Consider the following 17,905-nt stretch of genomic DNA (forward strand, 5'->3'; position numbering starts at 1 on the left):
TGTCATTACATTAGCCGAATCCGAACCTGTAACGACAGGTTGTGCACAAGGAGACCCGATGACTGCCGCGGCCCCCCGTCTCTACGTCGACAGCGCGGACGTCGATCGCGTCGCCTCGCTCCTCACCGCGGGCGTCGTGCACGGTGTGACGACGAACCCGACGATCCTCGAGCGGGGTGGGCGCACTGCCGCCGAGATCCCCGACCTGTACGCGCGGTGGTCCGCCGAGGGCGCGCGGGAGATCTTCTTCCAGACCTGGGGCGGCGACACGGCATCGTTCCTGCGCAATGCCGAGACCATCCGGGCGCTGGGAGACCGCGTGGCGGTGAAGGTCCCCGCCACGCGCGACGGCTTCGCCGCGGCATCCGCTCTCGTCGCCGACGGGGCCACCGTGCTCGTCACCGCCGTCTATTCCGTCGCGCAGGCACTGGTCTGCTCCTCGATCGGAGTGCAGTACATCGCCCCCTACCTCGGCCGGATGCGGGACGCCGGCATCGACGGGGATGTCGTGATCGCCCGGATGCAGGAGGTCTGCGCCGGGAGCGGCACCGACGTGCTCGCCGCGAGTCTGCGCTCGCCTGACGACATCACCGGGCTGCGTCTCGCCGGGGTGCCGTATTTCACCGCCGCCCCCGATGTGATCGAGCAGATGCTGTTCCACGAGGTCAGCGACGGCTCGGCGGTCGAGTTCGACGCGGCGATGGTGCGGCTCGGAGCCTGAGTCCTCGGTCGCCTCGTTCGCAATTCAGCATGGGTGTGTCCGAAGGCGGACTGGCACCGCGCGGTTCCGCAGATCTGCGGTCGCCGCGGATGAATCCGTGCGGAGAACCGAACGACCTAGGCGGCGGCCGCCTGGCGCAGCCACCGCTCGACGCCGGCGATATGCGCGGTGGCGAGCGAGGTGGCCAGGGCGGGGTCGTGCCGGGCGATGGCCTCGGCGATGGCGCGATGCTCCGAGAGTGTGCGCTCGACCGCCCCGGCCTCGGTGAGCCCGCGCCACACCCGGGCGCGCACGGTCTGACTGCTCAGGTGCTCGATGAGGCTGGCGAGGTAGGCGTTGCCGGCCATTCCGACGATATCGCGGTGGAAGCGGATGTCGTGCTCGACCAGCTCCTCGACGCTGACGCCGGCGTCGATCGAGCCGACCTCGCTCTCGAGGTGCGCGATCGCCTCGTCGCTGCCCAGGGTCGCGGCGAGGCCGGTCGCCTGCGACTCCAGCATCCGTCTGACGGCGAAGATCTCGAGCATCGAGTCGTCATCGTGCATGTCGACCACGAACGACATCGCTTCGAGCAGCAGGTGCGGTTCGAGGCTCGTCACGTAGGTGCCGTCGCCGCGGCGCACATCGAGGACTCGGATCACCTCGAGGGCCTTCACGGCTTCGCGCATCGAGTTGCGTGACAGGCCGAGGCGTTCGGACAGCTCCTTCTCGGGAGGGAGCCGGTCGCCCGGCGCGAGCTCGCCCGACACGATCATCGCCTTGATCTTCTCGATCGCCTCGTCAGTCACTGCCATGGCGTCATCCTAGCCAGTCATCGGATGTCTGCGGCAGGATGGGCGTATGCGCGCACTCGATTCGCACCTGCATCTCTGGGACCCGGAGCTTCTGCACTACACCTGGCTCGAGGGGCCTCTCGCGTGGCTGTTCGCGGAGACCGAGATCGAGCACGCGCGCATCCCGCGTGCGACGACCGAGCGGGCGGTGTTCGTGCAGGCCGAGACGGTCGAAGACGACTTCCTCGAGGAGGTCCGCTGGGTGGCGTCTCTCGCGCAGCGCGTGGGCGTGGTCGGCATCGTCGCCGGCGCGAGGCTCGACCGCGGCACCGACACGACCGCGCATCTCGAGGGCCTCGCCGGCGAGCCGCTCGTGGTCGGCGTGCGGCACAACCTGCAGGGCGAACCGGACGGACTCGCGGTGTCGGCCGCGTTCGTGACCGGCGCGCGCGAGGTCGCCGCCCGCGGCTGGTCGTTCGATGCGTGCGTGCGCGCCTCGCAGCTGCCCGAGATCGCGCGCCTCGCGGGAGCGGTGCCCGAGCTGCGGACGGTGCTCGATCACCTCGGCAAGCCGGAGGTCGGCACCGCGGATGCTCCGGTGGCGCCGACGAGGGAGTGGGTGCGCGATCTCGACGATCTGGCCCGGCATCCGAACGTGTGGTGCAAGCTGTCTGGGCTGCCTGCGGAGGCGGGCGGCGACTGGTCGCCGGAGCAGCTCGCGCCCTTCCTCGACGCGGCCGCGGATGCCTTCGGCGTCGAACGGCTGATGTGGGGCAGCGATTGGCCGGTGTCCGTCATCGGCCCCGCGGAGGAGGGCGACCCGCACAGGACTCCCGACGGATCGCCGATGTATCAGCCGACGGCGCGGAGCCGATGGGCGGATGCCGTGATCGCCTGGGCCGAGCGCCGCGGGCATGACGTCGACGCCCTCATGTGGCGGAATGCCGAGGCGTTCTACCGGATCGGCCAGCGGCCGACGCAGGAGGATGCTCGGGAGGAGCGCCCTCGCCGCGGCATCCGGGGCTGGTTGCGGGGAGAGCGCTCGTAGCGCAAGCGCAAGCGCAAGCGCAAGCGTACGCGCGATCGCGATCGCGATCGCGATCGCGAGCGCACGCGCACGCGCGGTCGCGGGCAGCGCAGACGGCCCAGAACACCGTGACCCGGCGGGACGCGGCGAGTCAGCTCCCGACGGGACGCAGGCGCAGCTGGGCCATTCCGCCGTCGACCTCGATGAACGTCCCGGTGGTGGAGCCGGCCGCAGGGCTCACCAGATACGCGACGGCCGCGGCCACCTCGTCGGGCGAGACCAGCCGGCCATGCGGCTGACGGGCTTCGAGGGCGGCGCGTTCGGCAGCGGGGTCGTCGGCCGCGTCGAGCAGTCGGCCGACCCACGGGGTGTCGGCGGTGCCCGGGTTTACGGCGTTGACGCGGATGCCCTCTCGCAGATGGTCGGCGGCCATGGCCCGGGTCAGTGCCGAGACGGCACCCTTCGACGCGCTGTACAGGGCGCGCTGCGGGAGTCCGGTCGTCGACGCGATGGATGCCGTGTTGCACACCGCCGCGCTCGGCGACCTCTTGAGCCAGGGCAGCGCGGCCGACGTCACGCGGGCGATCCCGGTGACGTTGATCGAGAGCACGCGCGCCCACTCCTCGTCGTCGTTCGCGCTGATGTCGCCCTGCGCGCCGACGCCGGCGTTGTTGACCACGATGTCGATGCGGCCGAACTCCGCGGCGACGGCGGCGACGGCGGCATCCACCGATGCGCGGTCGGACACGTCGGCGGTGAACGCCGCGAAGGCGGCATCCGCCCCCGAGGTGTCGCGGTCGAGCACGGCGATCCGCGCTCCGTCGGCGTGCAGGCGGGCAGCGATGGCGGCCCCGATGCCGGATGCTCCGCCGGTGACGATCGCGACGAGCCCGTCGAGTGCCGGGGTGTGGATCTGCGTGCTCACTTCTGTGCCTCCCAGGCCACGAACTCCTGGCGCTGATGCCCCAGTCCTTCGATCTCGATCTCGACCACGTCGCCCGCCTTCAGGTACGGGAATCTGCCGCCGAACGCGACCCCCTGCGGGGTGCCGGTGAGGATCAGATCCCCCGGCTCGAGAGTGACGTACTGCGACAGGTGGTGCACGATCGTGCGCACGTCGAAGATCATGTCGTTCGTGTTCGAGTCCTGGCGGGGCTCGCCGTTGACCCAGCTGCGCAGCCGCAGCTCGTCGACGTCGACCTCGTCGGGGGTGACCAGCCACGGGCCGGTGGGGTTGAAGCCCGGGGCGATCTTGCCCTTGGACCACTGCCCGCCCGAGACCTCCATCTGGAAGGCGCGCTCGGAGACGTCGTTCGCCACCACGTAGCCGGCGATGTGCGCGTCGGCCTCGTCGGGGGAGTCGAGGTAGGAGGCCCGGGCGCCGATCACGATGCCCAGCTCCACCTCCCAGTCGGTCTTCTCGCTGCCCCGGGGGATCGTGACCGCATCGTTCGGGCCGACGACCGTGTTCGGCGTCTTCAGGAACATGATCGGCACGGTGGGCGGCTCCGCCCCGGATTCCCTCGCGTGCGCGGCGTAGTTCTGCCCGATGCAGATCACGGCGCTGGGGCGGACGATCGGCGCACCGATGCGCAGTGCGGCGGCATCCTCGAGCTCGGGAAGCTCACCGGCCGCACGGGCCGCCTCGACGCGTGCGACGACGTCTCCGGCGAGGAAGTCACCGTTCACATCGGATGTCACGGACCGCAGATCGAGGTAGCGGTCACCCTCGACGAGGACGGGGATCTCGGCGCCGAGGCTGCCTAGACGTGCGAACTTCATGTCTCTCCTGATCAGTGCCGTTTGCGCCGGTGCGGCGGCGCGCTGTCGTAGCGCGGCTCGTTGACAGTATAGACATCGGATGTTTACACTCCAAGAGATCTGCACGAATCCTTCCCCCCGTGCACGAGAGGATCCCGTGAGCCGCATCGTCGCCCTCGACACGACCGACATCCGCTTCCCGACATCGCTGAGTCTGGACGGCTCGGACGCGATGAACCCCGACCCCGACTACTCCGCCGCGTACGTGATCGTGCGCACGGATGCCGAGGACGGCGTCGACGGCCACGCCTTCGTCTTCACGATCGGCCGCGGCAACGACGTGCAGGTCGCGGCGATCGACGCGCTCGCCGGACACCTCGTCGGTCGTGAGATCGAGCCGCTCCTCGACGACATGGGCGGCACGTTCCGCGACATCATCGGGGACTCCCAGCTGCGCTGGCTCGGCCCGGAGAAAGGCGTCATGCACATGGCGATCGGCGCCGTCATCAATGCGCTGTGGGACATCAAGGCCAAGCGCGCGGGGCTCCCGCTCTGGCAGCTGCTGGCGCGGATGACGCCAGAAGAGCTGGTGGACCTGGTGGACTTCCGCTATCTCACCAACGCACTGACCCGCGACGACGCCCTCGAGATCCTGCGCGCCGCCGAGCCCGGCCGCGCCGAGCGCGAGCGCGAGCTGCTCGCCACCGGCTACCCCGGGTACACGACCAGCCCCGGCTGGCTCGGCTACTCGGACGAGAAGCTCGAGCGGCTCGCCCGCGAGGCGATGGCCGACGGCTTCACCCAGATCAAGCTCAAGGTCGGTGCCGACCTCGACGACGACATCCGCCGTTTCCGCAAGGCGCGCGAGGTCTGCGGACCGGACTTCCCGATCGCGATCGACGCCAACCAGCGTTGGGAGGTGTCGGAGGCGATCGAGTGGGTCACCGCGCTCGCCGAGTTCCACCCGGCCTGGATCGAAGAGCCCACGAGCCCCGACGACGTGCTCGGTCATGCCGAGATCGCACGAGGCATCGCGCCCATCCGTGTCGCCACCGGCGAGCACGCGCAGAACCGGGTCATCTTCAAGCAGCTGCTGCAGGCCGAGGCGATCTCGGTCATGCAGATCGACGCCGTGCGGGTCGCCGGCGTCAACGAGAACATCGCCAACCTGCTGCTCGCAGCGAAGTTCGGGGTGCCGGTCTGCCCGCACGCCGGGGGAGTCGGTCTCTGCGAGGCCGTGCAGCACCTGTCGATGTTCGACTTCGTCGCCGTCACCGGCACCCGCGAAGGACGCATGATCGAGTTCGTCGACCATCTGCACGAGCACTTCGTGATCCCCACCGACATCAAGGGCGGCTCGTACATGGCTCCGACCGCGGCAGGGTCCGGCATGGAGATGAAGGCCGTGAGCATTGCCGCCTACACGTGGACGGGACGGCACGTCGGTGTCTGAGCCTGCGGGGTCCGTCCCGAGGTCCGACACTTCGGGGGCCGACGGGGCCGACGTTTCGGGGGCCGACGTTTCGGCGGCCGACGTCTCGGGGGCCGACACGCCACATGTCGGACGGATCCCGGAAAACGGTCCTACATCTGGCGTGTCGGCGGGCGGGCGGGCGCGACTGACGCTTCCCCACCTCGGCTACGGTGCCGCGAACGTCGGCAACCTCTTCCGGGCGCTGAGCGACGAGGAGTCGTGGGGGATCCTCGAGGCGGCGTGGGAGAGCGGCATCCGCTACTTCGACACGGCTCCGCACTACGGGCTGGGGCTCTCGGAGCGGCGCCTCGGCGCCTTCCTGCAGACGAAACCGCGCGACGAGTACGTGCTGTCGACGAAGGTCGGGCGGCTGCTGCGGCCGAACCCCGACCACGACGGCGGCCTCGACACCGCGAACGACTTCCATGTGCCCGACGACCTGCGCCGCGAGTGGGACTTCTCGGCAGACGGCATCCGCCGCAGCCTCGACGAGTCTCGCGAGCGCCTCGGCATCGAGCGCATCGACCTCGTCTACCTGCACGACCCCGAACGGCACGACCTCGACCTCGCACTCGCCGAGGCCCTGCCCGCGCTCGAGCAGGTGCGGGCAGACGGCGAGGTGTCGGCGGTCGGCGTCGGCTCGATGGTGTCGGACGCGCTCGCCGCATCGGTGCGCTCGGCGGATCTCGACCTGATCATGGTCGCCGGGCGGTACACGCTGCTCGAGCAGCCGGCGGCCGAGGACGTGCTGCCGGCATGCCGCGAGACCGGAACGGGGATCGTCGCGGCATCCGTCTTCAACTCGGGCCTGCTCGCGTCGAACGAGCCGCGACGCGACGGCCGGTACGAGTACGGTCAGCTGCCGGATGAGCTGTGGGAGCGGCTGCTGCGCATCGCCGCGGTATGTGCGGCGCACGACGTGCCGGTGCCGGCAGCCGCGATCCAGTACCCGCTGCAGTCCGACGTCGTGCGCTCGGTTGTCGTGGGCGGCAGCCGCGCGGCGCAGCTGCGGCAGAACGCCGAGTACGCGGCGCGGGACATCCCGTCCGCGCTGTGGGAGGAGCTGGCGGCGGAGGGGCTGATCCCCGCCTGAGCGCGGCTGGGCGCGTTCACGATTCAGCAGGATCGCGCGTGGGACGCGGATTCCGGATGCCCGGCATCGGTGTCAGCGCAACGTCGTGCTGAATCGTGCACGGGGCATCGGCGGGCTCAGGCGCCGACCGTCGACTCGCGGACCACGAGTTCGGCCGCGAACGGCGTCGGTGCGGGCAGCTCGCCCGTCGGATCGGTGAGCTGGCGGATCAGCGCCGCCCCGGCGGCACGCCCGATCTCGTACCCCGGCTGCCGCACGCTCGTCAGCGGCACGACGCTCTGACGCGCCTGCGTGACGTCGTCGAAGCCCACGATCGCGACGTCCTCGGGAACGCGGATTCCGTGGCGGAGCAGCTGCGTGAGCACGCCGATCGCCACCATGTCGTTCGCGGCGAAGACCGCGTCGGGGCGCTCGGCGGCGGGCAGCGCGACGACGCGCCCGCCGGCCTCGAGTCCGTCCTCGGTCGCGAGATGCGGCACGTCGATCACCTCGATCGTGGCGTCGGTGCCCGCGACGGCATCCTCCAGCCCTCTCCGGCGATCGTTCGACTGGCTGACGCTGGGGGCTCCGAGAAAGAGGATGCGGCGACGGCCGAGAGAGAGCAGGTGCTCGCCGGCGAGGCGCCCGCCGCCGCGGTCGTCGAAGCGCACCGATCCGATGCTCGACGACTCGGGGATGGGCCCCACCACGACCGAGCGGATGCCGCGATCGGCGAGCTGTTCGAGTCGGGGCACCACGTCTTCGAGCGGATAGATGACGATGCCCTGCACGCGGTGCGCCTCGAACATGTCGATGTTGCCGCGCTCGGTGGCGGCGTCGCGGTTGCTGTTGCTGAAGAACAGCGACCAGCCGCCTTCGCGCGCGGCATCCTCGACGCCCCGGGAGAGCTCGTGGAAGTACGGCAGCCAGGCGTCGAGCAGGATCAGTGCGAGCGTCTTGCTCGACCCCGCACGCAGCTGGCGCGCCGATTCGTTCGGCACGTACCCCAGTCGATCGATCGCGTCCCTGACTTTCGCGGCGCTGGACTCTCCGAGCACATGCGGGTGGTTGAGGTAGTTCGAGACGGTGGATGAGGACACCCCGGCGAGGGCGGCGACATCCTTGACGCTGGCGGGCATGGAGCTCCTTGTCGACGGCGTCGGTGCGCGCATGCGCGGGGGCGACTGCGCGGCCGCGCGGCACCGACGACTCCACAGTATCTCAGCGATTGGCACGTGCCAAGAAAGTTCTTGACACCGCATCCGCCCTCCGCGTACGGTGACTGAACACGGAGTTGGCACGTGCCAAATCCGGCGAGGCGATGGTGCCCCACACCCGTCTTTCGAGAGGTCTCATGAACATCGGCTGCCACGGGCTCGTCTGGACCGGACACTTCGATGCCGACGGCATCCGTCTCGCGGTCGAGAAGACGAAGCAGGCGGGTTTCGACCTCATCGAGTTCCCGCTCATGGACCCGTTCTCGTTCGACGTCGCCGCCGCCAGAGACGCACTCGAGGAGCACGACCTGTCGGTTAGCGCGTCACTGGGGCTGTCCGAGGCCACCGATGTGACCAGCGCTGACCCCGCGGTCGTCGCGGCCGGCGAGGCGCTGCTGCTCAAGGCGGTCGACGTGCTGGCGGATCTCGGCGGGCAGCACTTCTGCGGCGTGATCTACAGCGCCATGAAGAAGTACATGGACCCGGTCACCGCCGAGGGCATGGCGAGCAGTCGCGCCACGATCGCACGGGTGGCCGACCACGCCGCCGAACGCGGGATCTCGGTGTCGCTCGAGGTCGTCAACCGCTACGAGACGAACGTTCTCAACACGGCCCGTCAGGCGATCGCGTTCGTCGACGAGGTGCAGCGGCCGAACGTCGGCATCCATCTCGACACGTATCACATGAACATCGAGGAGTCGGATATGTTCGCGCCGGTGCTCGATGCGGCGCCGTCGCTGCGCTACGTGCACATCGGCGAGAGCCATCGCGGCTATCTCGGCACCGGCACGGTCGACTTCGACACGTTCTTCAAGGCGCTCGGACGCATCGGCTACGACGGGCCGATCGTGTTCGAGTCGTTCTCGTCGGCGGTGGTCGCTCCCGACCTCAGCCGGATGCTCGGGATCTGGCGCAACCTGTGGACCGACAACGTCGAGCTCGGAGCGCACGCGAACGCGTACATCCGCGACAAGCTCGTCGCGGTCGATTCGATCCGGCTGCACTGACGTCCTGTCGAGGGAACCTGTTGCCAACTTGTTATTACAGGCCTTCCCTTCACTCAGGCACTTAGTTACATTTAGATACAACTTGCGCAGAGCGGTGTGCAAGCCGCAGAATTGATCCGATGTTTCCGGTTCGACCGGAATCAGCGGATGACGACCTCCAAGGAAGCAGGTGAGCACATGAGTGACCCCATTCTCAGAGTCGACGGGATCAGCAAGGGATTCCCCGGTGTGCAGGCTCTCAAGCAGGTGCACCTCGAGGTGCGCGCCGGTGAGGTCCTCGTGCTCGTCGGTGAGAACGGCGCAGGCAAGTCCACCCTGATGAAGATCCTCTCGGGCATCTACACCAAGGACGAGGGCACGATCACCTTCGAGGGGTCGGAGGTGGAGCTCACCAGCCCGCTGCAGGCCCAGCAGCTCGGGATCACGATCATCCACCAGGAACTCAACCTGATGCCCGATCTCACCGTGGCGCAGAACATCTTCGTGGGGCGGGAGCCGACCACCGGTCCGTTCCTCTCGGAGCGCAAGCTCAACGCGCAGACGGCGGAGCTGCTCCAGCGTCTCGGCATCGGGCTGAACCCGAAGCAGCTCGTGGGCGAGCTCACGGTGGCCGAGCAGCAGATGGTCGAGATCGCCAAGGCGCTCTCGTTCAATGCCAAGGTCCTGATCATGGACGAGCCCACCTCGGCGCTCACCGACTCCGAGACCGAGACGCTGTTCGTGCTGATCGAGCAGCTGCGGGCATCGGGTACCGGGATCGTCTATATCTCGCACCGCATGGACGAGCTGCGGCGTCTCGCCGACCGCGTCACGGTGCTCCGCGACGGCACATACATCGGATCACTGGACCGATCCGAGGTGAGCATCCCGAAGATCATCGAGATGATGGTCGGCCGCGTGATCGACGAGGGAACGCGCCCCGCGGCCCGCGAGCACGCCGACGACCCCGTCGTCCTCGATGTGCGGGGGCTCTCGACTCGGAACCTCCTCAAGGACGTGTCGTTCCAGCTGCACCGGGGAGAGATCCTGGGCTTCGCGGGACTCATGGGGGCAGGGCGCACCGAGACCGCCCGTGCGATCATCGGCGCCGACCGCAGCGACGGCGGCGAGATCACGATCGGCGGACGTGCGGCCAGGATCACGCAGCCCGCGGATGCCGTCAAGCACGGCCTCGGGTACCTCTCGGAGGACCGCAAGCTGCTCGGGCTGATGCTCGAGCAGGATGTGACCTTCAACACCGTGCTCGCCTCGCTCGGCACCTACGCCAACGGCATCGGCTGGATGGGCGACAGCAAGGCCAAGAGCCGCACCAAGGAGTACGTCGAGCAGCTGCGGGTCAAGACGCCCTCGGTGAACCAGATCGTGAAGCTGCTGTCGGGAGGCAACCAGCAGAAGGTCGTCATCGCCCGGTGGCTGATGCGCGACTGCGACATCCTCATCTTCGACGAGCCGACTCGCGGCATCGACGTCGGCGCCAAAGAAGAGATCTACCGCCTCATGCAGCAGCTCGCGGATGCGGGCAAATCCATCATCGTCATCTCGTCGGAACTGCCGGAGATCCTCCGCGTCGCGAACCGCATCGCGGTCTTCGCGAACGGACGCATCACCGGCACCCTCCGCAACGAGGACGCCAGCCAGGAGAAGATCATGCAACTCGCAGCACACGGGGAGGAAGACTGATGAGCGCTCCGCAGAACGGGTCGTCCACGACGACGATCATCCAGACCGCCCTCGACGAGAACACCGACAAGCGCGACGTCGTCGGGTTCCTGAAGCGTCAGGTCCAGCAGTCGCTGGCATTCGGCACGCTCATCGTGCTGGTGCTGTTCTTCTCGATCGCCAGCCCCAACTTCTTCACCTTCAGCAACATCGCCACGGTGCTGCTGTCGACGGCGGTCATCGGCATCCTCGCCCTCGGCACGACCTTCGTGATCATCACCGGCGGCATCGACCTGTCGATCGGAACCGGCATGGCGCTGTGCGCCGTGATGACCGGCGTCATCGTCACGAACCTGGGCCTGCCGGTCTGGGTGGGTGTGATCGGCGGCGTCCTCACCGGTGTGCTGATGGGCCTGGTCAACGGCGTGAACATCACCTTCCTCCGGCTGCCCCCGTTCATCGCCACCCTCGCGATGATGATGATCGCCGGCGGTCTCGCCCTGGTGATCTCCAACGTCGCACCGATCTACTTCTCGACCTCGGCTCCCGACTTCAAGAAGATCGCCCTCGGCGTGATCATCCCCGGCATCCCGAACGCCGTGCTGATCACCGCCGCCCTCGCGATCGTGGCCTGGCTGGTGCTGTCGAAGACCCTGCTCGGTCGCTACACGTTCGCGATCGGATCGAACGAGGAGGCCACCCGCCTGTCGGGTGTGAACACCCGCCGCTGGACGATCCTCATCTACATGTTCGCCGGTGCCTTCACCGGGATCGCGGGCATCGTCATCGCCGCCCGCCTCGACTCCGCCCAGCCGCAGATCGGCACCGGCTACGAGCTGCAGGCGATCGCCGCGGTGATCATCGGCGGAACCTCGCTGCTCGGCGGGCGCGGCTCGATCCTCGGCACCGTGATCGGCGCGCTCATCATGAGCGTGCTCGTCAACGGCCTGCGCATCCTGTCGATCCAGTCGGAGTGGCAGAACATCGTCGTCGGCGTCGTCGTGCTCCTGGCCGTCTTCCTCGACTCGCTGCGCAACCGCCAGCACACCTGACCCATCCATCACCCGAGAACGCAGCACCAGAGAACGCAGCACCAGCTGCGATCCGCACCACCTCACACGCAGTCCCATCCACCACAGAACAATGGAGTTTTCATGAAATTCGGCAAGAAGACCGCATTCGCGGCGCTCGTGGCCGCATCGGCCCTCGTCTTCGCAGGCTGTGCGGGCGGCGGCGGTGACGTCATCGAAGAAGGAAGCGGCGACGGAGGCAGCGGCGACGGCGAGATGTACATCGCGCTCGTGTCGAAGGGCTTCCAGCACCAGTTCTGGCAGGCCGTGAAGAAGGGCGCCGAGGACAAGGCCGAGGAGCTGGGCGTGCGCATCACGTTCGAAGGCCCCGCCGCCGAGACCGAGATCGCGCAGCAGCTCGAGATGCTCACGAGCGCCATCGACAAGAACCCCGACGCCATCGCCTACGCGGCCCTCGACCCCGAGGCGTGCGTCGCCCCGCTCGAGCAGGCCAAAGCCAAGGACATCCCGGTCGTCTACTTCGACGCCCCGTGCGACGGCGACGTGGGCCTGAGCCTCTCGGCCACCGACAGCAAGGTGGCCGGCGCGCTGGCGGCCGAGCACATGGCGGAGCTCATCGGCGGAAAGGGAGAGGTCGCGATCGTCGGCCACTCGCAGATCAACTCCACCGGTGTCGAGCGTCGTGACGGCTTCGTCGACAAGATCGAGGCCGACTACCCCGACATCGACATCGTCGACATCCAGTACGGCGACGGCGACCACCTGAAGTCGGCGGACATCGCGAAGACGCTGATCGCGGCGCACCCCGACCTCAAGGGCATCTACGGCACCAACGAGGGCTCGGCCATCGGCGTCGTGAACGCCGTGAACGAGCTCGGTCTCGAGAAGGGCAAGATCACGATCGTCGGCTTCGACTCGGGCGCCGCCCAGATCAACGCCATCAAGGACGGCACCATGGCCGGCGCGATCACGCAGGACCCGATCGGCATCGGCGCGCAGGTCGTGCAGGCCGCCTACGACGCCGCCAACGGCGAGTCGGTCGAGAAGTTCTACGACACCGGTTCGTACTGGTACGACAGCACCAACCTCGAGGACAAGGACATCGCCGCGGTCCTCTACGAGTGACCCGAGCAGATCGTCGGAAGCCCCTCGCCCTCGGGCGGGGGGCTTCTTCCGTGTCCGGCGGTGCGCCGGATCAGATGCGGCGGATCAGATGCGGCGGATCAGATGCGGCGGAGGAAGGTGAGGATCGACGACGGCTCGACGATGAGCTGCTGCAGCGCCTCGTTGAACGGCACACCCGCAGGAGCGGCGATGTGCGACCGGAAGGCCGCCTCGTCGCGATAGACCTCGTAGACGAAGAACCGGTCGGGGTCGTCGACGAGACGGGTCGCATCGAACATGACGTTGCCCTCCTCGGCGCGGACGACATCGGCGAAGTCGCGCAGCAGCGCGGCGACCTCGTCGCCCCTTCCCGGGCGCGCGGTGAACACAGCGTGCAGGATGGTCGGTTCGGTCATGAGGACTCCTCGGGGTCGTGGTGCGGCGTTTCGTCTCGGTGCTTCGCTCCTCGCTCAACGGGCGGGGAGGGGTGTGGCTGCCGTTCCTCGCTCAACGGGCGGGGAGAAGTGCGGCTGCCGTTCCTCGCTCGACGGGCGGGAGGGGTGGTGCATCGGCTTCGCTCCTCGCTCAACGGGCGGGGAGAAGTGTGGCTTCGCTCCTCGCTCAACGGGCGGGTGCTTCGGCTTCGGTGGTCGCTCAAGGGGCGGGGCGGTGGGGTGGGAGCAGCGTGAGCAGGCGGGCGGGGTTGGCGACCAGCATCCGCTCGACGGCGTCGTCGCCGATCACCGACCGCAGACGAGGCACGTAGCGCTCGCCGAGGTAGGCGAGGCCGGGCATCCCGCCGTACGAGATGTAGCGGGTACGGCGGGCGACGTCTCCGCCGAGCACGATGCGATCGACGGCCCCGTACTCGACCACCCGCGCGGTCAGCGCGAGCAGCTCGGCATCGGAACGGGTGCGCGGACGGGCGAACCCGTCGTAGCCCAGGTATGCGCCGCGCTCGGCGAGAGACGCGTGCAGACCCGGATCCGGGTCGCGGTCGGCATGCGCGAGCACCACGCGGTCGGCGGCGACGCCCTCACCCTCGAGCAGATCGAGCACCTCGTGCGCGGCGGTGCAGAATTCCAGATGCACCATCACCGGCGCTCCGGTCATCCGCTGCGCCGCCGCGACCGCGAGCAGCGTCGTGTGCTCGAACGGGCTGATGCGCCAGTAGTCGACGCCGGCCTTCAGCAGACCGGCGCGCACGGGCGCCCCGCCGTCGGGGCCGAGCGCGCGCACACCCTCGGGATCGTCGTCGTGGCGCGGCATCCCCTCCTCGACCTCGCGGATGAAGCGCGCCGACAGCGTCTCGGCATCCGCCGAGCGCGTGCGGTGGTCGGGGCCGTAGTGCGCTTCGCGGTGACGCCCCGTCGAGGCGACGACGTGCATCGCGGTGCCGGCGCTGATGCGCGCGACCCCCTCCGGATCCCGGCCGAGCCCGAACGGGGTGGCATCGACCATCGCCGTGAACCCGCTGGCCTTCAGCAGCGCGGCCTCTCGACCCGAGAGGTCTTCGTCGTCGAGCTCGTCGCCGACCAGCAGCGGCGAGATCTGGAAGAGGTGCTCGTGATAGTCCGTCGGCCCGAGCTGCGCAGGGTCGATGTCGCCGAGGACCGTGCGGACGACGGACATCAGCGCACCGATTCGGCGGCTTCGGCGAGACGCTCGACGATCTCGGGCGTGAGGTCGATCTCGAAGACGTCGGCGACCACCTGCGACCAGCCGTGGATGAAGTACCGCCAGCCGTCGACGACGTGCAGGCCCTGCGCGGCCTCCTGGGCGCGTGCCTGATGCAGGAACTCCAGAGAACCGCGGTAGTTGAACTCCCACACCCAGGCGCCCTCGGGGAACACGACATCGTCGGGCAGCGGCGAACCGGGGCGATCCTTGCCGAGACCGGTGGCGTTCACGATCAGCGTCCCGGCGGGCGCCGAGGCGACGACCGCGGCGGCCTCCTGCACCGTGTCGGTGCGGGCGTACGAGAGAAGTCCCTCGGGGGTGCCGTGCTGGCGGTGCACCTCGCGCAGGTGCGCGAGGGCGTCGTCGTCGCGGGCGGTGACGGTGATCTTCGCCGGAGCATCGGCGCGTTCCGCGAGCGCCCAGCTGAGGGCGGTGCCCGAGCCCCCGGCGCCGAGGACCACGACCTCGGCCCCCGTGCGGGCGAAGTGATCGGCGGGAAGGAAGTCGTTCAGCGCGAGGGCGACCGTGAGCGGATCCTTGGCCCGCCCGATCAGCCGGTCGCCGCGCTTCGAGATGCTGGAGATCTCGGCGCACGAGACGGCGAACGGATCGAGCTCGTCGAAGAGGTCGGAGGCGGCGGCGAACACGTTCATCTTGTGCGTCGTCACGAGCGCGCCGCGATGGTGGGGGTCGTCGCGGATCCGCTCGACCATCGCGACGTACTGCGCGGGCGTCGCATCCATGGGCAGGTCGTGGCCCACGAGGTCCGCGGTGGGCAGGCCCAGCACCTCGGCCCACGCCGGGAACACCCTCATGATCGACGACGAGCCGGTGCTCACGCCGATGAAGCCCATGTAGCCGCCGGTCGTGGTGGCGGGAGTCTCGGTGAGTGTCATTGCCTGGGTCCTTCAGGATCGCGGGGAGACGGGATGCAGGGGAGGGCGACCCGCGAGCACGCTGAGCACGTCGTCGAGCGACATCGAGCCCATGGCGTCGACGGCCTGCGTGGTCTGGGCGCCGAGGTGGGGCGTGACGATCACGCGGTCGGCGAGGTCGTCGGCGAGCAGGGGGCTCGCGCTCGCCGCGGTGTCGCCGTCGAGCGTGTCGGCGGCGTACGCGCCGAGGCGCCCGTCGCGCAGCGCCTCGGCCAGCGCCGACTCGTCGACCAGATCGGGGCGCGCCGTGTTCACCAGGATCAGGCCGCGGCGGATGCCGTCGAGCCGCGCTCCATCGACGAGCGCTAGCCCGCCCGGAGCGTGCAGCGTGATGAGGTCGGCGGTGCGGAACAGGTCGTCGAGGTCGGCGGGTTCGGCGCCCGCGTCTGCGATCACGGCGGCGGGCAGGAACGGGTCGGTGGCGAGGATGCGTGGGCCGAAGCCGCTCAGCCGCCGCGCGACACCCTGCCCGATCCTCCCGAATCCGACGATGCCCACGGTCGCCGCGCCGAGCTCCCTGCCGCGGCGGACGCTCCAGTCGCCGCGGCGCACGCGACGGTCCCCGTCGGCGGTGTACCGGAGCGCCGAGAGCATGAGCCCGACGGCGTGGTCGGCGACGGCATCCGCGTTCGCCCCGGGGGTGTTCGTCACCGGGATGCCGCGCCGCACCGCCGCAGCGAGATCCACCGCCTCCGTGCCGACGCCGTAGCGCGCGATGACCCTGAGGTTCGGGGCGGCGGCCAGATGGTCGTCGGTCACCGGTCCGGTGCCCGCGATCCAGCCCTCCGCCGCTGCCAGCAGCGGCGCGAGCTCGGGAAGGGCATGGTGCGCGGGGCCGCGCACGATCTCGTGGCCCGCGGCGTGTGCCAGGGCGACGAGGTCGACGTCACCGTCGGAGAACGAGCGGCTGGTCGCGAGGATGACGCCCATCAGCTCTCGCGGCCGGTGGGGGCGGAAGCGGGGGCGGATGCGAACCACGGTTCGAGGGCGTCGTACGCCGCCGTGAAACGGGCGTGCCGCTGTGCGTGCACGGCGTGCCGACCGGCATCCGGGGTGAACTCGGCCGTGACCTCGCTGAGCGCGCGGGCCGCGGAGAAGTCCGCGAGTCCGAGTCCCACGGCGCCCGTGACGGCCGCGCCGAGGCTGTTCGCCTCTTCGACGATGGTGCGGCGGCGGATCGGCACGCCCCACACGTCGGCGAGGATGCCGAGCCAGGCGTCGCTCTGGGCGCCGCCGCCGACGGCATCGATGCGATCGATCGTCGCACCGGATTCCCGGAACGCCTCGATGCAGGTGAGCAGGTTGTACGCCACCCCCTCGAGCACCGCTCGGGTGAGGTGCGCACGGGTGTGGTGGCGCCCGAGCCCGACGAAGGCCCCGCGGGCGTGCGGGTCCCAGAGGGGCGATCGCTCACCCAGCAGGTAGGGGAGGAAGTAGAGATCCTCGGTGTCGAGGTCGCCGCCGGCCTCGGCCGTCAGCCGCGCGGTGTCGGGGTGAGCGGGGTCGGGGGAGAGCGCCTCGGAGATCCACTGCACCGAGGCGCCGCCCGCCTGCATGGTCGCCGTCGGGACGAAGGAGCCCGGCACCACGTTGTCGAACGTCATGGTGCGCATCTGCGGATCGTGCAGCGGCGCGAGGCTCGCGAACGAGATCCACGACGAGGTGCCGAGACACACGTACGCGCCGTCCTCCGGGGCGACGATGCCCGAGCCGACCGCGGCGAGCGGTCCGTCGCCGCCGCCCATCACGACGCGGACGGAGGTGGGGAGGCCGAGGGCATCCGCCGCCTCGACCGTGAGGGATCCCGCGACGGTCGTCGATTCGAGGATCTCGGGGAACAGTGCGGCGTCGAGTCCCGCGGCCGCGAGCACCTCGGTCGACCAGATGCCGCCCTGCTGGTCGTAGGCGTTCGTGCCGGAGGCGTCCGATCGCTCGGTCGCGAGCCGGCCGGTGAGCCGATAGACGATGTAGTCCTTCGCGACGCAGAAGTGGCGCACCCGCGCCCACACGTCGGGCTCGTTGTCGCGCACCCACATGATCTTCTCGACCGAGTAGGTGGGATTCAGGCGGTGGCCGAGCAGGCGGTAGGCGTCGTGGGCGCCGAGACGCTGCTCGAGAGCGTGGGTCTGGAGGCCCGAGCGGGTGTCGGCCCAGATGATCGCCGGCCGCACCGGATGCCCGTGGGCGTCGAGGAGCACCGTGCCCATCATCTGGCCGCTGACGACGAGGCCGCCGATGGTGTCGGGCGCGACGGTGGCGCGGTCGAGCAGCTGGCGGGTGGCCGCGACCACGGCATCCCACCAGTGATCCGGATCCTGCTCGGCGATGCCGCCCGCGGCGAAGTGGGCGGGGTACGGCACGGTGACCGAGGTGACGAGACGCCCGTCGTCGTGGTGCAGCGACGCCTTGTTGCCTGTGGTGCCGAGATCGTGCGCGATCAGCAT

Annotated in this window: 17 protein-coding genes; 8 read left to right on the top strand and 9 right to left on the bottom strand. The window is 69.5% G+C overall.

What is annotated here, in order from left to right:
• Nucleotides 1-58 precede the first annotated feature (58 nt).
• Nucleotides 59-721, top strand: a complete 663-nt coding sequence (locus ASD43_RS06860) for a transaldolase family protein (RefSeq protein WP_056415231.1) — start codon at nt 59-61, stop codon at nt 719-721.
• A gap of 116 nt (nt 722-837) precedes the next feature.
• Here the strand turns inward: ASD43_RS06860 and ASD43_RS06865 are convergent, their stop codons facing one another.
• Nucleotides 838-1,515 (bottom strand): FadR/GntR family transcriptional regulator, encoded by a 678-nt coding sequence (locus ASD43_RS06865; RefSeq protein WP_056415235.1) that lies wholly within the window; start codon nt 1,513-1,515, stop codon nt 838-840.
• 46 nt (nt 1,516-1,561) lie between these two features.
• Between ASD43_RS06865 and ASD43_RS06870 the strand changes: the two genes are divergently transcribed.
• Nucleotides 1,562-2,542, top strand: coding sequence for an amidohydrolase family protein (locus ASD43_RS06870; protein ID WP_056415238.1), 981 nt, complete (start codon nt 1,562-1,564; stop codon nt 2,540-2,542).
• Nucleotides 2,543-2,672: 130 nt separating this feature from the next.
• On the opposite strand, the gene ASD43_RS06875 is transcribed toward ASD43_RS06870, so the two are convergent.
• Both ASD43_RS06875 and ASD43_RS06880 read right to left on the bottom strand, forming a co-directional pair.
• Nucleotides 2,673-3,446 carry an SDR family NAD(P)-dependent oxidoreductase gene (locus ASD43_RS06875; protein ID WP_235564059.1) on the bottom strand — a complete coding sequence of 258 codons (774 nt, stop codon included), beginning with the start codon at nt 3,444-3,446 and terminating at the stop codon, nt 2,673-2,675.
• Complete coding sequence (locus ASD43_RS06880; protein WP_056415242.1) at nt 3,443-4,303, bottom strand: fumarylacetoacetate hydrolase family protein; 861 nt, start codon at nt 4,301-4,303, stop codon at nt 3,443-3,445. The genes ASD43_RS06875 and ASD43_RS06880 overlap by 4 nt, the downstream gene beginning before the upstream one ends.
• A 136-nt stretch (nt 4,304-4,439) precedes the next feature.
• Between ASD43_RS06880 and ASD43_RS06885 the strand changes: the two genes are divergently transcribed.
• Nucleotides 4,440-5,735 (top strand): L-fuconate dehydratase, encoded by a 1,296-nt coding sequence (locus ASD43_RS06885; protein ID WP_056415245.1) that lies wholly within the window; start codon nt 4,440-4,442, stop codon nt 5,733-5,735.
• Between the two features lie 142 nt (nt 5,736-5,877).
• Nucleotides 5,878-6,849, top strand: coding sequence for an aldo/keto reductase (locus ASD43_RS06890; protein WP_056415248.1), 972 nt, complete (start codon nt 5,878-5,880; stop codon nt 6,847-6,849).
• Between the two features lie 116 nt (nt 6,850-6,965).
• Here the strand turns inward: ASD43_RS06890 and ASD43_RS06895 are convergent, their stop codons facing one another.
• Nucleotides 6,966-7,967 (bottom strand): LacI family DNA-binding transcriptional regulator, encoded by a 1,002-nt coding sequence (locus ASD43_RS06895; RefSeq protein ID WP_056415251.1) that lies wholly within the window; start codon nt 7,965-7,967, stop codon nt 6,966-6,968.
• Nucleotides 7,968-8,182: 215 nt separating this feature from the next.
• On the opposite strand from ASD43_RS06895, the gene ASD43_RS06900 reads away from it, so the two are divergent.
• The 4 genes from ASD43_RS06900 (at nt 8,183) to ASD43_RS06915 (ending at nt 12,867) form a co-directional block, all read left to right on the top strand.
• Nucleotides 8,183-9,052, top strand: coding sequence for a sugar phosphate isomerase/epimerase family protein (locus ASD43_RS06900; protein WP_056415254.1), 870 nt, complete (start codon nt 8,183-8,185; stop codon nt 9,050-9,052).
• Nucleotides 9,053-9,229: 177 nt separating this feature from the next.
• A complete protein-coding gene (locus ASD43_RS06905; protein WP_056419282.1) occupies nt 9,230-10,732 on the top strand; it encodes a sugar ABC transporter ATP-binding protein in 1,503 nt (500 codons plus the stop codon).
• A complete protein-coding gene (locus ASD43_RS06910; RefSeq protein WP_174233215.1) occupies nt 10,732-11,763 on the top strand; it encodes an ABC transporter permease in 1,032 nt (343 codons plus the stop codon). The genes ASD43_RS06905 and ASD43_RS06910 overlap by 1 nt, the downstream gene beginning before the upstream one ends.
• 102 nt (nt 11,764-11,865) lie before the next feature.
• The gene (locus ASD43_RS06915) at nt 11,866-12,867 is read left to right on the top strand and encodes an ABC transporter substrate-binding protein (RefSeq protein WP_045252554.1); all 1,002 of its coding nucleotides are present in this window, start codon (nt 11,866-11,868) and stop codon (nt 12,865-12,867) included.
• A gap of 98 nt (nt 12,868-12,965) precedes the next feature.
• On the opposite strand, the gene ASD43_RS06920 is transcribed toward ASD43_RS06915, so the two are convergent.
• From ASD43_RS06920 to xylB, 5 genes are all read right to left on the bottom strand, one after another.
• The gene (locus ASD43_RS06920) at nt 12,966-13,262 is read right to left on the bottom strand and encodes a putative quinol monooxygenase (protein ID WP_056415257.1); all 297 of its coding nucleotides are present in this window, start codon (nt 13,260-13,262) and stop codon (nt 12,966-12,968) included.
• A 238-nt stretch (nt 13,263-13,500) separates the two neighbouring features.
• Nucleotides 13,501-14,478, bottom strand: a complete 978-nt coding sequence (locus ASD43_RS06925; RefSeq protein WP_056415259.1) for a phosphotriesterase family protein — start codon at nt 14,476-14,478, stop codon at nt 13,501-13,503.
• Nucleotides 14,478-15,422 carry a shikimate dehydrogenase family protein gene (locus ASD43_RS06930; protein ID WP_056415262.1) on the bottom strand — a complete coding sequence of 315 codons (945 nt, stop codon included), beginning with the start codon at nt 15,420-15,422 and terminating at the stop codon, nt 14,478-14,480. Before ASD43_RS06930 ends, ASD43_RS06925 begins: the two co-directional genes overlap by 1 nt.
• Before the next feature lie 12 nt (nt 15,423-15,434).
• Nucleotides 15,435-16,391, bottom strand: coding sequence for an NAD(P)-dependent oxidoreductase (locus tag ASD43_RS06935; RefSeq protein ID WP_082539300.1), 957 nt, complete (start codon nt 16,389-16,391; stop codon nt 15,435-15,437).
• Nucleotides 16,391-17,905: a xylulokinase gene (gene xylB, locus ASD43_RS06940; protein ID WP_056415267.1), complete on the bottom strand. Its 1,515-nt coding sequence runs from the start codon at nt 17,903-17,905 to the stop codon at nt 16,391-16,393. Before xylB ends, ASD43_RS06935 begins: the two co-directional genes overlap by 1 nt.

The sequence above is a fragment of the Microbacterium sp. Root553 genome (assembly GCF_001426995.1).
Taxonomy (GTDB): domain Bacteria; phylum Actinomycetota; class Actinomycetes; order Actinomycetales; family Microbacteriaceae; genus Microbacterium.